11 protein-coding genes are annotated in these 14,572 nt (G+C 59.3%); 6 read left to right on the plus strand and 5 right to left on the minus strand.

Features of this window, described 5'->3' with window-relative positions:
• Positions 1 to 66: 66 nt before the first annotated feature.
• Together AB5Y50_RS15680 and aspA are read right to left on the minus strand one after the other, a co-directional pair.
• Positions 67 to 1,386, minus strand: a complete 1,320-nt coding sequence (locus AB5Y50_RS15680) for an anaerobic C4-dicarboxylate transporter (protein WP_041210978.1) — start codon at positions 1,384 to 1,386, stop codon at positions 67 to 69.
• A 130-nt stretch (positions 1,387 to 1,516) separates the two neighbouring features.
• The gene (gene aspA, locus AB5Y50_RS15685; RefSeq protein WP_010673133.1) at positions 1,517 to 2,959 is read right to left on the minus strand and encodes an aspartate ammonia-lyase; all 1,443 of its coding nucleotides are present in this window, start codon (positions 2,957 to 2,959) and stop codon (positions 1,517 to 1,519) included.
• Positions 2,960 to 3,408: 449 nt separating this feature from the next.
• Here aspA and AB5Y50_RS15690 point away from each other — a divergent pair, with 449 nt between their 5' ends.
• Positions 3,409 to 3,888, plus strand: a complete 480-nt coding sequence (locus tag AB5Y50_RS15690) for an FxsA family protein (RefSeq protein WP_039040009.1) — start codon at positions 3,409 to 3,411, stop codon at positions 3,886 to 3,888.
• Positions 3,889 to 3,910: 22 nt separating this feature from the next.
• Here AB5Y50_RS15690 and AB5Y50_RS15695 read toward each other — a convergent pair whose 3' ends face one another.
• Complete coding sequence (locus AB5Y50_RS15695; RefSeq protein ID WP_223917995.1) at positions 3,911 to 5,245, minus strand: MATE family efflux transporter; 1,335 nt, start codon at positions 5,243 to 5,245, stop codon at positions 3,911 to 3,913.
• 242 nt (positions 5,246 to 5,487) lie between these two features.
• Between AB5Y50_RS15695 and AB5Y50_RS15700 the strand changes: the two genes are divergently transcribed.
• The 5 genes from AB5Y50_RS15700 (at position 5,488) to AB5Y50_RS15720 (ending at position 10,255) form a co-directional block, all read left to right on the plus strand.
• Positions 5,488 to 5,781 carry a co-chaperone GroES gene (locus AB5Y50_RS15700; RefSeq protein ID WP_005309514.1) on the plus strand — a complete coding sequence of 98 codons (294 nt, stop codon included), beginning with the start codon at positions 5,488 to 5,490 and terminating at the stop codon, positions 5,779 to 5,781.
• A gap of 43 nt (positions 5,782 to 5,824) precedes the next feature.
• A complete protein-coding gene (gene groL / locus AB5Y50_RS15705) occupies positions 5,825 to 7,459 on the plus strand; it encodes a chaperonin GroEL (protein WP_010673136.1) in 1,635 nt (544 codons plus the stop codon).
• Positions 7,460 to 7,553: 94 nt separating this feature from the next.
• Positions 7,554 to 8,051, plus strand: coding sequence for a molybdopterin-binding oxidoreductase (locus AB5Y50_RS15710; protein WP_029313815.1), 498 nt, complete (start codon positions 7,554 to 7,556; stop codon positions 8,049 to 8,051).
• Between the two features lie 25 nt (positions 8,052 to 8,076).
• Positions 8,077 to 10,008, plus strand: a complete 1,932-nt coding sequence (locus AB5Y50_RS15715; RefSeq protein ID WP_039040011.1) for a bifunctional diguanylate cyclase/phosphodiesterase — start codon at positions 8,077 to 8,079, stop codon at positions 10,006 to 10,008.
• A gap of 58 nt (positions 10,009 to 10,066) precedes the next feature.
• On the plus strand, positions 10,067 to 10,255 hold the full coding sequence (locus tag AB5Y50_RS15720) for a hypothetical protein (protein WP_010673139.1): 189 nt from the start codon (positions 10,067 to 10,069) through the stop codon (positions 10,253 to 10,255).
• Between the two features lie 64 nt (positions 10,256 to 10,319).
• On the opposite strand, the gene rluA is transcribed toward AB5Y50_RS15720, so the two are convergent.
• Together rluA and rapA are read right to left on the minus strand one after the other, a co-directional pair.
• Complete coding sequence (rluA, locus tag AB5Y50_RS15725) at positions 10,320 to 10,976, minus strand: bifunctional tRNA pseudouridine(32) synthase/23S rRNA pseudouridine(746) synthase RluA (RefSeq protein WP_049636439.1); 657 nt, start codon at positions 10,974 to 10,976, stop codon at positions 10,320 to 10,322.
• Between the two features lie 118 nt (positions 10,977 to 11,094).
• Positions 11,095 to 13,962, minus strand: a complete 2,868-nt coding sequence (gene rapA, locus AB5Y50_RS15730) for an RNA polymerase-associated protein RapA (protein WP_049636438.1) — start codon at positions 13,960 to 13,962, stop codon at positions 11,095 to 11,097.
• Positions 13,963 to 14,572 lie beyond the last annotated feature (610 nt).

Genomic DNA, 14,572 nt, shown 5'->3' on the forward strand with positions numbered 1-14,572 from the left:
GCCCGGCGGTGGCCGGGCATAAAAAAACGGCCCGTTCGGGCCGTTTTGCATGGGGTGGTTCATCGGTCAGAGGATGAGACCACCGAAGAAGAAGCCGAGCGCCACTGCCATGGCGATGGTGGCCACACCCGGGATGAAGAAGGGGTGGTTGAACACGGCCTTGCCGATGCGGGTGGAGCCGGTGTCGTCCATCTCGACCGCGGCCAGCAGGGTCGGGTAGGTCGGCAGCACGAACAGGGCGCTCACGGCGGCGAAGGAGGCGATGGCCGCCAGCGGGCTGACACCCAGTGCCAGGGCGGCAGGCATCAGGGCCTTGGTGGTGGCGCCTTGCGAGTAGAGCAGCATGGAGGAGAAGAACAGCACCACGGCCAGCAGCCAGCTGTATTGGCTCAGCAGATCGCCAGCGAACGCCTGGATCTCGACCATGTTGCCCTTCACGAAGACGTTGCCCAGCCAGGCCACGCCCAGCACGCAGATACAGGCGGACATACCGGACTTGAAGGTCGGCATGTTGGTGATCTGGGCCGCGTCCAGTTTGCAGAACAGTACCATCAGGGTGGCGGCGGAGAGCATGATGCCCATGATGGCGCCATCGCGGGGGATCGGCGGGCTGCTGATGAGGCCGACGTTGCCGGAGATGGCGGTGGCATAGGCCATCACGGCCACGATGGAGGCGACGAAGATGCCGACGGAGAGCTTGGCATAAGGCTTGATCTCAACCTGGCTGGTACCGCGCAGCTTGATGAGTCCCTTGGCTTTGCGCTCCAGATAGACTTCGTCCTGATCCAGCGGCTTGCCCAGCAGGTTGGCGATGAAGGCCCCCAACAGACAGGCGATGAAGCTGGACGGGATGCAGATGGCCAGCAGGGTCAGGTAGTCGACGCCAAGCGGCTCCAGCATGCCGGAGAAAGCGACCACGGCCGCCGAGATGGGGGAGGCGGTGATGGCAATCTGGGAGGCAACGACCGCGATGGAGAGCGGACGAGAGGGGCGAATGCCCTGCTCTTTGGCCACTTCGGCGATCACCGGCAGGGTGGAGAAGGCGGTGTGACCGGTCCCGGCCAGCATGGTCATCAGGTAGGTGACGACCGGCGCGGCGAAGGTGATGTGCTTGGGATTCTTGCGCAGGGCTTTTTCGGCCAGGTGCACCAGATAATCCATCCCGCCGGCCAGCTGCATACAGGCGATGGCGCAGATGACGGACGCGATGATCATGATCACGTCCCACGGGAGATAGGTCACCAGCTGATCGCTCGGGATGGGCATGCCCAGCCCCCAGGTCAGCACCAGTACCCCCAGACCACCGGCAAAGCCGATACCTATGCTGCCTATCCGGGCCCCCAGATAGATAGCGGCGAGCACGACAAGTAACTCGATTCCAATCATAGCGAACACTCCATTTTCCAGTTTTTTTAGGTTTTATTAGGCTGAAAAGCCAATTCCCGATGGGGCTGTGGGGAGACCGCTCGGGAATTGACTTTAAATGGGCCGGGATAACCCCGGCCCATCTGCTCGCTTATACGGTGGCTTCGCGGGTGTAACGCTTGGCTTTGTATTGCGGGTTCATCAGGTTCTCGATGGAGAGGATCTCGTCCAGCTGTTCGGCGGTCAGCAGGCCGCGTTCCAGCACGACTTCGCGGACGTTCTTGCCGGTCTGGGCACAGATCTTGCCGACGATGTCGCCTTCATGGTGACCGATGAAGGGGTTCAGGTAGGTCACGATGCCGATGGAGTTCAGCACGTGGTTCATGCAGATGTCCGGGTTGGCGGTGATGCCTTCCACGCACTTCTCGCGCAGGGAGATGCAGGCTTTTTCCATCAGGCTCAGGGATTCGAACATGGCCTGACCAATCACCGGCTCCATGACGTTCAGCTGCAGCTGACCGGCCTCGGCGGCGAAGGTGATGGTGACGTCGTTGCCGAATACCTTGAAGCAGGACTGGTTGACCACTTCCGGAATGACCGGGTTGACCTTGGCCGGCATGATGGAGGAGCCAGCCTGCATTTCCGGCAGGTTGATCTCTTTGAGCGCGGTGCGCGGGCCGGAGGAGAGCAGACGCAGGTCATTACAGATCTTGGAGAGCTTCATGGCCAGGCGCTTGACCGCACCGTGCAGCATCACATAGGCGCCACAGTCGGAGGTCGCTTCGATGAGGTCCTCTGCCGGTACGTAGGCACGACCGGTGATCTCGGCCAGACGCTTGATGGCAAGACCGGAGTACTCGGGCGGGGTGTTCAGACCGGTACCGATGGCGGTGGCGCCCAGGTTCACTTCCAGCAGCAGCTCCTGGCAACGCTTGATGGATTTGATCTCTTCACGCAGGGTGACGGCGAAGGCGTGGAACTCCTGACCCAGGGTCATGGGCACGGCGTCCTGCAACTGGGTACGGCCCATTTTCAGGATATGTTTGAATTCCTTGGCTTTGACATCGAAGGCGGCGATGAGGGCTTCCAGAGCGTGCAGGGTGGTGTCGGTGCTGTTGACCACGGCCACGCGGAAACCGGTGGGGTAGGCATCGTTGGTGGACTGGCACTTGTTGACGTGATCGTTGGGGTTGATGACGTCGTAGCGACCCTTTTCAAGTCCCATCAGCTCGAGGGCGATGTTGGCCAGCACTTCGTTGGTGTTCATGTTGACGGAGGTACCGGCGCCGCCCTGATAGACATCGACCGGGAACTGATCGAAGCACTTGCCGGTGTTCAGCATCAGGTCGCAGGCTTCGACAATCTTGTCTGCGATCTCGGGACGGATGGTGCCCAGCTCACCGTTGGCCAGTGCAGCCGCCTTCTTGGTCAGGACCATGCCACGAACAAACTCGGGAACGTCAGAAATCTTCTGAGTGCTGATCTTGAAGTTCTCAACAGCGCGCAGGGTGTGCACGCCGTAGTAGAGGTCGTTGGAAACTTCTTTGGTGCCCAGCAGGTCTTCTTCAATGCGGACGTTCTTGATGTCGCTCATTGTTATGCCTCAGAAATCAAATAAATGGAAACGATCCTCACCGAGTGGTCGCGATTTCCCTACGCACATTTCATCCTGAAGCACCACACATCGGGTGGGGCAGTTGGGAGCCAGTTGCTCCCTGTGCAATGACTGGTGTTGATGTTACCCCAATTGAGGTATCCGGTATTAGACCTGGATCACTAAATTTGAGGCAACCTCAAATTTCTTGTGGTCATTAAACAGATATTGCAATCGGGCGATTAACTTTGACAGAACAACCACCTCAATCCCAGTTGGGCGGACAAATATTTATCCGTATTCCGGGGCCTGCGGCAGGAGAGGCTTGAAAAATGATCAACCAGCCCCATTTTAATGTCAGAAGACCTGAACCCGGCGCGTCAGCATCAGCGATGTGCGGCTGCCGGCCGGACACCCCGGGTCCATTCATTCATCGCTCCGAGGTTGCTATGGGCAAGTTGTTACTGTTGTTGGTCGGGCTGGTATTGCTGGAGCTCACCGTCATGATCAAGGTGGGCTCCGTGATCGGGGCCTTGCCGACCGTTGGCTTGCTGGTGCTGACCGCCGTGCTGGGATCGTCGCTGGTGCGCAGCGAGGGGATCAAGACTCTGCTCACTGCCCAGCAGAAGATGCAGCTGGGGGAGATGCCCGGCCGCGAGGTGATGGGTGGCATGATGCTGGCGCTGGCGGGCTTGTTGCTGATTATCCCGGGATTTGTGAGCGATATTGTCGGCATCCTGCTGCTGCAGCCCTGGCTGCGCAACATGCTGGCCGACAAGCTGATTGGCAGCAATCAGTTCAGGATGCAGATGGGGGGCTTCCAGGCTCGCCAGCAGCCGTTCGAGCCGGGTCCCGGCGATGACAGGCCCGGACAATCCCCGCGAGGGGGTGGCAACACCATCGAAGGGGAGTTCGAACGCAAAGAGTAATCACGAGCCTCGGGCTGTGCCGTCAGGATCTCCCCTGATGGCACAGCCGCTCGAATCTGTGGCGGGCATACCCCCATGCCAGCAATCCGGCGGCCAGGTTCGCCAGCAGCATCCCCAGATAAATCCCCTGTTCTCCCCCCAGTTTTGCCCCCAGCCAGGACCCTGGCAGCAAGAAGACAAACAGTCTGATGCCGTTTATCAGCAGTGACACCGCCGAGGCCCTGACGCCGTTGAGGGCCGAGGCCAGCAGCATCACCATGCCCTGAAAGCCGTAGCCAATGGGGACCAGATGCAGATAGAGCACGATGAGTCGCACCACTTGCGGATGATCGCTGAACAGATCGGCGATGAAGGGGGCGAGAAGCCAGGTCAGCACGTAGACCCCAAGCTGGAACAGCAGGGCGAAGCGCATGCAGAGCAGCAGGGCGGCCTTGGCTCGGGCCGGATTCCCGGCGCCGCAGTTCTGCGAGATGAAGGGGGCCAGCACGGAAGAGAGCGCCATCATCACGATGAGCAGCAAGGCCTCGACCCGGGATGCCGCGCCGTAGGCGGCGACCACCTCGGTTCCGAGCCCGGCGAAAATGATCATCAACACGGCGTTGGCCAGTGGGTTGAGCATGTTGGTAAACGATGCGGGCACCGCCACATGGAGCAGGGCGCGCCAATGGGCCAGCAGCTGAGGGCGGGGAGAGAGGCGCCTGGTCAGCAGCGTCTCCCGCTTGCGCAGCAGATGGAGGCTGACCAGCATGGCCATCAACCAGGAGAGGGAAGTGGCGATGGCGGCTCCCCGAATGCCCCACTCGGGGAAGGGGCCCGGCCCGAAGATGAGCAGAGGATCCAGCACGCCGTTGACCAGACCGGCGACCCCCATCACCAGACTGGGGGTCTTGGTATCCCCCGTCGTCCGGATAGCCGCATTGCCGACCATGGGCACGACCAGCATGGGGACGGTCAGATACCAGATGAGCATGTAGTCGTGGATGAGGGAGATGAGCTCGGGGCTGGCCCCCAGCAGGGTGAACAGAGGGGTAATGGTCATTGCCCCCAGTCCGGCAAGCAGACTCACCAGGATGACGGCGAGGAACAGGCAGTCTGTGGTGATGCGGGCAGCCTCGTCATGGCGACCCTGCCCCAGGGCATGACCGAGCAGGGCGCACAGGCCCGCTCCCAGCCCCATGGTCAGGGAGGTGACGACAAAGGTGACCGGGAAGGTGAAGCTGATGGCGGCCAGCGCCTGGGTACCCAGCATGCCGATGAAGAAGGTATCGACCAGGTTGAAGGCCAGGATAGCGATGATGCCCAGGATCATGGGGCCCGTCATGCGCAGCAGCATGGGCGTCATGGGGGCGGTCAGCATGGGGTTGGGTCGGCTCAAGGCAGAGTCTCTAGGTGCTTTGGGCCTGAATGCTGGCCGTCTCCATCCGCCTTCCTGATTGGGGATGGGTGATCCATCGAAGGTGTTCATAGTACGTGAAAATATTTTTTTTGTATTTGCCCTTGAAGGGCTAGCCCTGTTGCCCCAGATCAGGGGCATGACAAATTTGGCCGATTGCGGCCATTCCTCAAGCAACACAGAGACTCATTTTGGGAGAGTTATCGATGAAAATTCGTCCACTGCACGACCGCGTCATCATCAAGCGCATCGAAGCTGAAGCCAAATCCGCTGGCGGCATCGTCTTGACTGGCACTGCGGCCCAGAAGTCCACCCGTGGTGAAGTTCTTGCCGTGGGGACTGGTCGAATTCTGGACAATGGGGATGTCAAAGCACTGGCCGTCAAGGTGGGTGACAAGGTGATCTTCAACGAAGGCTACGGCGTGAAGACCGAAAAGCTGGATGGCCAGGACGTACTGATCCTGTCCGAGACCGACATCCTGGCGATTGTCGAAGAGTAATCACCCTCCCTCTTTTCCCGAATTGATTTAAGGATTGAAGAACATGGCAGCTAAAGAAGTTAAGTTTGGCAACGAAGCTCGCATCAAAATGCTGGAAGGCGTCAACATCCTGGCCGATGCCGTCAAGGTGACCCTGGGCCCGAAAGGCCGCAACGTGGTGCTGGACAAGTCCTTCGGCGCCCCGACCATCACCAAGGATGGCGTCTCCGTTGCCCGTGAAATCGAACTGGAAGACAAGTTCCAGAACATGGGTGCCCAGATGGTCAAGGAAGTCGCCTCCAAGGCCAATGACGCCGCCGGTGACGGTACCACCACTGCCACCGTACTGGCTCAAGCCATCGTCAATGAAGGCCTGAAGGCCGTTGCCGCCGGCATGAATCCCATGGATCTGAAGCGTGGTATCGACAAGGCCGTTGTGGCTGCCGTTGCCGAGCTGCAAGCTCTGTCCACCCCTTGTGCCGACAACAATGCCATCGCCCAGGTAGGCACCATCTCCGCCAACTCCGACGAGAAGGTCGGCAAGCTGATTGCCGAAGCCATGGACAAGGTCGGTCGTGACGGCGTCATCACCGTGGAAGACGGTCAGGGCCTGGACGACGAGCTGGCTGTGGTAGAAGGCATGCAGTTCGACCGCGGCTACCTCTCCCCTTACTTCGTGAACAAGCCGGAAACCGGCTCCGTCGAACTGGATGACCCCTTCATCCTGCTGGTGGACAAGAAAGTCTCCAACATCCGCGAAATGCTGCCGGTGCTGGAAGGTGTGGCCAAGGCGGGCAAACCGCTGATCATCGTGGCCGAAGACGTGGAAGGCGAAGCACTGGCGACCCTGGTGGTCAACACCATGCGTGGCATCGTGAAAGTGGCCGCCGTCAAGGCGCCGGGCTTCGGTGATCGCCGCAAGGCCATGCTGCAGGATATCGCCATCCTGACCGGTGGTACCGTGATCTCCGAAGAAGTGGGCATGGAGCTGGAAAAAGCGACCCTGGAAGATCTGGGCCGTGCCAAGCGCATCGTCATCACCAAAGAGAACACCACCATCATCGATGGCGTGGGTGATGCTGCCCTGATCGAAAGCCGCGTGGCCCAGATCCGTCAGCAGATCGAAGAGACCTCTTCCGATTACGACCGTGAGAAGCTGCAAGAGCGCGTGGCCAAGCTGGCCGGCGGTGTTGCCGTGATCAAGGTGGGGGCTGCCACTGAAGTTGAAATGAAAGAGAAGAAAGCCCGTGTTGACGATGCCCTGCACGCCACTCGCGCAGCCGTGGAAGAAGGCGTGGTTGCCGGTGGTGGTGTAGCGCTGGTGCGCGTTGCTGCCAAGCTGGCCTCCCTGCGTGGTGACAACGAAGACCAGAACGTCGGCATCAAGGTTGCCCTGCGCGCCATGGAAGCCCCGCTGCGTCAAATCGTCATCAACGCCGGCGAAGAAGCCTCCGTTATCGCCAATGCCGTGAAGAACGGTGAAGGCAACTACGGTTACAACGCCTACACCGAACAGTACGGCGACATGCTGGCCATGGGTATCCTGGATCCGACCAAGGTAACCCGTTCTGCCCTGCAGTTCGCCTCGTCCGTCGCTGGCCTGATGATCACCACAGAGTGCATGATCTCCGAGCTGCCGAAGAAAGATGCACCTGCCATGCCTGATATGGGTGGCATGGGCGGTATGGGTATGATGTAATCCCGTCAAGTCATCAAACGGCTCGCTTTTGCGGGCCGTTTTTTTTAGTGCTACTAAGCTGAAGTTGTTGATAGTGAAATGATCTGAGGTGAACATGCGATACTTAGGGCTTCTCCCGTTACTCCTTTCCCTGGCCTTGCCGGGCATGGCGCAGGCGACACCACAGGGGCCGGTCATTCTCAAGGTGACGGGGAATCTGGACCCTGCCGATCCGGCAGATGGAGAGGTGCTGTTCGATATGGCCATGATCCAGGCACTGCCGCAGCATGAGGTGGTGACGAGCAATCCCTGGGTGGACAAACCGCACAAATACGTGGGGCCGAAACTGGCGGACGTGCTGACGGAGGTGAAGGCCAACGGCAAGAGCATCACGCTCACCGCCCTGAACAGTTTCCAGATCCGGATCAACTGGGATAAGGTCAAGCAATACGATCCTATCCTGGCCTGGCAGGATGACGGGATGACCATGCGGGTACGTGACAAGGGGCCGCTCTGGTTTATCCTGCCACTGGATCAGCATCCCGAACTCAGGCGTTCCGAGTTCACCGACATGATGATCTGGCAACTGAGTGCGATCGACATTCAGCAGTAAAAACGGTGGTTTACGGGAGTACTGGGTGAAAGCGAAGACCAGGGCCTGGCCCTTACTCGGCGTTCTTTATCTATCCATTCTGTTGTTCACGGGTAGCACCCTCTATTGCCTGGTGCAGATACAAAATGCGACCCGGGTGATGGAGAAGTACACCTATGACGTCTCCTGGGCATTGATGCAGTTGCAGCTCGAGCTGGGCCGCTTTCTCAATGCCGTCGAGATTTACCACTATGGCGGCATAGACCAGGAAGCCCTGCTGCTCCGCTATGACATTCTCTGGAGTCGTACCCCCATCCTCCTGAGCGGCCAATTGAGAAAAAGCCTCGCGGACAATCCGAAGACGCTGCGGCTGGTGAAACTGACTGAAAGCAGTATCCGCAAGCTGGAGCCTGATTTGGTCAAGCTCAAACCGGGGACGCCGGATTACCAGCAAGTCATGATGACACTGGCGCCCCTGCAGGAACCCCTCTCTTACTCTCTTGCTTCCGTCATGCAGAACAACATCAACGTCTATACGGGCAACGACGCGCGTTTTGGCCAGTTGCGCAATGCCCTGCTGTTCATGGTGTCGGGGCTGGTGGTGTCCGTCATTCTGCTCAGCGGCCTGCTGGTGCGAGAAGCCAGGCGCCATTTCAGGACCGCTAGGATCGATCCCCTCACCGGGCTCGCCAACCGGCTGGCGCTGCTGGAAAAGATGGATGCCTATGTCACCCGTGACACTTCCTTCGGATTGGTGCTGGTCGATATCAACGACTTTCGCGATATCAACAGCAAGTTTGGCTACAACACAGGGGACCTTCTGCTGCAAGAGGTGGCAAAGCGGCTGCGCGCCCTGTGCGAAAACGGGGAGTGGGTGGCGCGTTTGGGGGGAGATCAGCTTGCCATGCTGCAACGGGAGGGGAGCGATCTTCGTCAGGTCAGGGAGCTCGTGGCCAGAGTGCTCCACTCCATCAAGCAAGACATCATCATCGACAACTACCCTTTCCGGCTTGAGGTCGGTATCGGTATCGCCTTCTTCCCGACCGACAGCAACCAGACCCAGGAGTTGCTCAGCCGGGCGGAGCAGGCCCTCTCTCACAGCCGCAAGACCCATGTTCCCTATGTCATCTATGACAGTTCCCTGCTCAACGAGACGGCCAGGCGCAAGCATCTTGCGTCTGACATGGTGATGGCGCTGGAGCACAATGCGCTCGAGCTCTATTACCAGCCCATCGTCAATCTGGAAAGTGGCCGCTGTGAAGCCGTGGAGGCGCTGCTGCGCTGGCGCCATCCCGAGCTTGGCTTTATTCCCCCCAACGAGGTGATCCAGGTGGCGGAAGAGTTCCAGCTGGCCGAGAAACTGGGTGGTTGGGTATTGAATACCGCATGTGAGCAACTGCATCAGTGGCAGCACCTGGGTTTGGTGGACTTGCAGATGTGCGTGAACATCTCCCCGGGCATGTACCAGCGCAACCTGTTGAAGCTGGTGGCCAGAGCGCTGATGGAGCACCATATCCCTGCGTCCAGCCTGGTGCTGGAGGTGACGGAAGACACCACCATGCGCGAGGTCAAGAACTCGCTGCAGTTGATGCAGGATCTCAGCCAGCAGGGTGTGCATCTGGCCCTTGACGACTTCGGCACCGGCTACTCCTCCCTCAGCTATCTGCAGAAGCTGCCGGTGAGCAAGGTGAAGATAGACAGGTCCTTCATTCAGGGTATCGACACCTCCATCGAGGCGGCCGAACTGGTCGCCAACATCTGCCGTATGGGCTCCATGCTTGGCAAGAAACTGGTATGTGAAGGGATCGAGACCCAGGGGCAGCTCGATGTGCTGCGCTCATTGACCGACATACATCTGTATGGGCAGGGATATCTGTTCAGTCGCCCGGAGCATGCTGAAAAGGCCTATCAGACATTGCTGGAGATGGAAGAGCGCTGGTTGGCCCGGCGCTCGCCGGACAAGGCATATCTGCGTTGAACGATATGGCTCATGTCTCACCGGGCCCGGCCGATAGTCTCTTGGCAGGAGGTACACAATGGATATTTCTAGTTCTGCAAATGCGTCGTTCGGTTCTGCACTGATGGTGGCCAGCCTGGCCAAAAAGCAGCAGACCCAGGAAGGCGAATCCGCACTGAAACTGCTGGAAACAGCAGCGCAATCCGCTCCGGCAGCGCCGACATCGGCCAGTGCTTCCCTCGGAAGCAAGATCGATATCCGCGTCTGAGCGATAAAAAAGCCCCCATCTCTCGATGGGGGCTTTCTTTTTATTTGGTTGTTACCTGTCAGGCTCAGACCGGGAAAGGGGCCGGTGCCTCGAAGGTCATCCGCTCGCCGCTGCGGGGGTGGCTGATGGTCAGGCTGGCCGCATGAAGATAAAGGTGCGGTGCAGCCGTCAGCGCATCCGGGTTGGCGTAGAGGTTGTCGCCGAGGATGGGGTGACCCAGCTCCAGCATGTGTACCCGCAACTGATGGGAGCGACCGGTAATCGGGGTCAGCTTGATCAGGCTGTTGCCGTTCTCCACCTTCAGTTTCTGCCACAGGGTGAGGGCATGACGCCCCTCCTCAAAATCCACCTTCTGCTTCGGCCGGTTGGGCCAGTCGACGCAGAGCGGCAGATCCACTTCACCCGCATCCAGCGCCGGTTCACCCCACACCCAGGCGAGGTAGTGCTTCTCGGTCTCCCGCTCTCGGAATTGCCGGCTCAGCTCCCGGTGGGAGTTGGGGGTGAGCGGGATCACCAGCACGCCGGTGGTCGCCATGTCGAGGCGATGGGCAGCCGCCGCCTTGGGGTGCTGCTGCTTGACCCGATGGAGCACGCTGTCTTCATTCTCGGGGCCGCGCCCGGGGACGCTCAGCAGGCCAGTGGGCTTGTTGACCACCATGATGTCCTTGTCCTTGAACAGGATATCGAGCCAGGGTTCCAGGGGCGGGGAGTATACAAACATAGCGTCTCGCATCTTGGGTCAAAGCGGGGGCAAGCCCCCATCAGTTATGGGTAACCACGATAAAAAGTGCATGGCATCCAGCTTGAGCTGGGTCTGGCCGCTGTCGGTCGGTACCTTGTCAGTTATGGGTAACCACGATAAAGCGGATGGCATCCAGCTTGAGTTGGGTCTGATCGATCAGGTGGTGCAATTCTGCCTGCAGATTGCGCAGATAATCCAGTTCGCTGTCGCGCACGTTCGGGTTGACCGCCTTGAGCGCTTCCAGTCGATCCAGATCCTGTTGCAGAGTCTGCGCCATCTGGGCGCGGGCCTTGTCGACAATCCCGCCTTTCAGCTCTTCGGCAATGGCCTGGCCCTTGCCAATCAGACCGTGGATCACCGGTTGGGACGCGGTGACCAGCTTGCTGCCGAGGTGGCGATTGACCGGAGTCAGCTGGCGGTTGAAGGCATCGAACGCCACTTTTTCGCCCAGATTCTGGCCATTCTTGTCCATCAGCAGACGGATCGGCGTTGGCGGCATGAAGCGATAGAGCTGGGGATGGGCTGCAGACTCGGCGACAAAGATCAGCTCAAGCAGGATGGAGCCGACCGGCAGCGCCTTGTTCTTGAGCAGTGCGACCGAGGTGGCACCGATCTCGGAACCCAGGATCAGGTCGATACCGCCGCGCATCATGGGGTGATCCCAGGAGAGCAGCGCCATGTCATCCCGTGACAGGGCGGTGTTGCGATCGAAGGTGATGGTCATGCCGTCTTGCGGCAGGCCCGGGAAGCTCGGCACCAGCATGTGATCCCCGGGAGTCAGCACCAGCGCATTTTCACCACGATCATCCTGGTTGACGCCGATCTCGTCGAACATCTTGAGGGCGAAGGAGATCATGCCGGTGTCGTCATCTTCGGCGGCTAGCTTCTCGACCAGCTGCTGGGCGGTCTCGCCACCGCTGGAGTGGATTTCCAGCAGGCGATCGCGACCCTGTTCCAGTCTGGCCTTGAGCGGCTCGTGCAGTTCGCGGGTCTTGGCCAGCAGGGCGTCGAGGGGGCCCTGCTCGCCGGTGTTGGCGGCCAGCAGCTCGAACAGCTCGTCACGCACCGCTTCGAATACCGGGCGGGCAGTCGGGCAGGTCTGCTCGAATGCATCCAGACCATCGTGATACCAGAGCTGCAGGGCGCGCTGGGCAGTCCCTTCCAGGTAGGGCACGTGGATCTCGACGGTATTCTGCTGACCGATACGATCCAGTCGACCGATGCGCTGTTCCAGCAGATCCGGGTTGAGGGGCAGATCGAACAGCACCAGATGGCTGGCAAACTGGAAGTTGCGACCCTCTGAGCCGATCTCGGAGCAGAGCAGCACCTGGGCACCCCCCTCAGCTTGAGCGAAATAGGCGGAGGCCTTGTCCCGCTCGAGGATAGACATCCCTTCGTGGAACACGGCACCACGGATCCCTTCACGGGTGCGCAGCGCCTCTTCCAGCGCGATGGCGGTGGCTGCTTCGGAGCAGATCACCAGCACCTTCTGCTGACGGGCTGAGAGCAGCAGCTCAAGCAACCATTCGACGCGCGGGTCGAACTGAGTCCAGGTAGCGTTGTCGCCTTCGAATTGCTGGAAGATCTTCTCGGGATAGAGGTAGCGCAGGGCGCGAGTCTGCAGATCGCCGCCATTGCCACCCATCATGCCCATCACCTTGATGGCGGTCTTGTACTGCTCCGGCAGCGGCATGGGGTAGACGTTGAGGTGGCGCTCCGGGAAGCCCTGAATATTGGCGCGGCTGTTACGGAACAGCACCCGGCCGGTGCCATGCTGATCCAGCAGCTTGGCGACCGCTTGCTGACGGGCAGTCGCATCGCTCAAGTCCAGCCCTTCCAGCTGGCTGGCGAGGATTTGTTTGGCTTCATTGCTCAGGGTCTCGCCATCCAGCAGCTCTTGCGCCGCGCTGGCGACCTGACCGTAGGCCTGCTCCTCGGCGAGGAAGGCCTCGTAGTCGTAGAAACGCTCGGGGTCGAGCAGGCGCAGACGGGCAAAGTGGCTCTGGTGGCCCAGCTGATCAGGGGTCGCGGTCAGCAGCAGCACGCCCGGTACTTGTTCGGCCAGCGCTTCCACCATTTCGTAGGCGCGGCTGGGGGCCTCCTCACTCCACTCCAGATGGTGCGCTTCGTCGACGACCAGCAGATCCCACTCGGCTTCCAGCACCTGTTCGAAGCGACGACGCTTCTTGCGCAGGAAGTCGAGGCTGCAGATCACCAGCTGTTCGGTCTCGAAGGGGTTCTCCGCATCGGCGAACGCCTCGATGCAGCGCTCCTCGTCAAACAGGGAGAAGTGCAGGTTGAAACGGCGCAGCATCTCGACCAGCCACTGGTGCTGGAGCGTTTCGGGCAGCAAGATCAGCACCCGATGGGCGCGGCCGGAGAGCAACTGCTGGTGAATGATCATGCCTGCTTCGATGGTCTTGCCCAGACCCACCTCGTCCGCCAGCAATACGCGCGGGGCGTAGCGGTGACCCACTTCATGGGCGATGTAGAGCTGGTGCGGGATCAGACTGACTTTCCCGCCAGCCAGGCCGCGAGTTGGGTTGCGGCGACGCTGGTGCTGGTTGACCAGCGCTTCGTAGCGCAGGGTAAAGCGGGACATCCGGTCAATCTGGCCGGCGAACAGGCGATCCTGCGGCTTGTTGAACTTGATGAAATTGTTGAGAAACACTTCCTTGAGGGCAACCTGCTCACCATTGTCGGTGCGAACACCCACATATATAAGCAGGCCATCTTTCTCCTGCACTTCATCGACCGTCATGGTCCAGTCTTCGTGGCTGGCTATCTGATCGCCCATATTGAAGCTGACCCGGGTGACCGGTGCCTCTTCTTTGGCATACATGCGGTTTTCACCGGTAGCCGGAAACAACAGGGTAACCATGCGTCCTTCAACAGCAACGACAGTCCCCAAACCCAGATCCGTCTCTGTATCACTAATCCAACGCTGGCCAAGTGCAAAAGGCATTAAACTCTCCAAAGCCCAAGAGTGTGAGAATCGCAAAGGGGCGCTATGTTACCCGAAGGCGGAAAGCCGATCATCATGGTTGTGCTGCAAGGGAAAGCCAAACTGATACAAGCTTGATCTGTCAACCTGCCGGCCTCAATACAGCATCCGGAATACCAATCTGCAGACCCTTCTCGTGCATTAATTCATCATATCGGTCGCTTTGTAAGCGGTTGAGCGATGAAAGCCATCTTTTTGCAATTATCCTCTTGCCAGAACGAATTCGCTCCCTATAATGCGCCTCCATCGACAGGGCAAGCGGCAACGCAAACAACCGGGTCGGTAACCTCGAAAAGCCTTTGCAAATAAGGCTTGACTCGAGAAGGCGGTTGAGTAGAATGCCACTCCCGCAGCAGCCAAAAGCTGCGTCGCTCTTTAACAATTTGAATCAAGCAATCTGTGTGGGCACTCACAGCATCGAGCATCAAAAAAAATTTTTGATATCAATGTCTGATGAAGTGACCAAAGCAACTTTTAAGTTGCAGCAGTTAATTCAGCAATTCATTGAGCCGCCAACTCCTTGGTAACAAAGAGTGGCAACCAAACTTAAATTGAAGAGTTTGATCATGGC

The organism is Aeromonas sp. s6, from assembly GCF_040907815.1.
In the GTDB taxonomy this organism is placed as follows: domain Bacteria; phylum Pseudomonadota; class Gammaproteobacteria; order Enterobacterales; family Aeromonadaceae; genus Aeromonas; species Aeromonas caviae.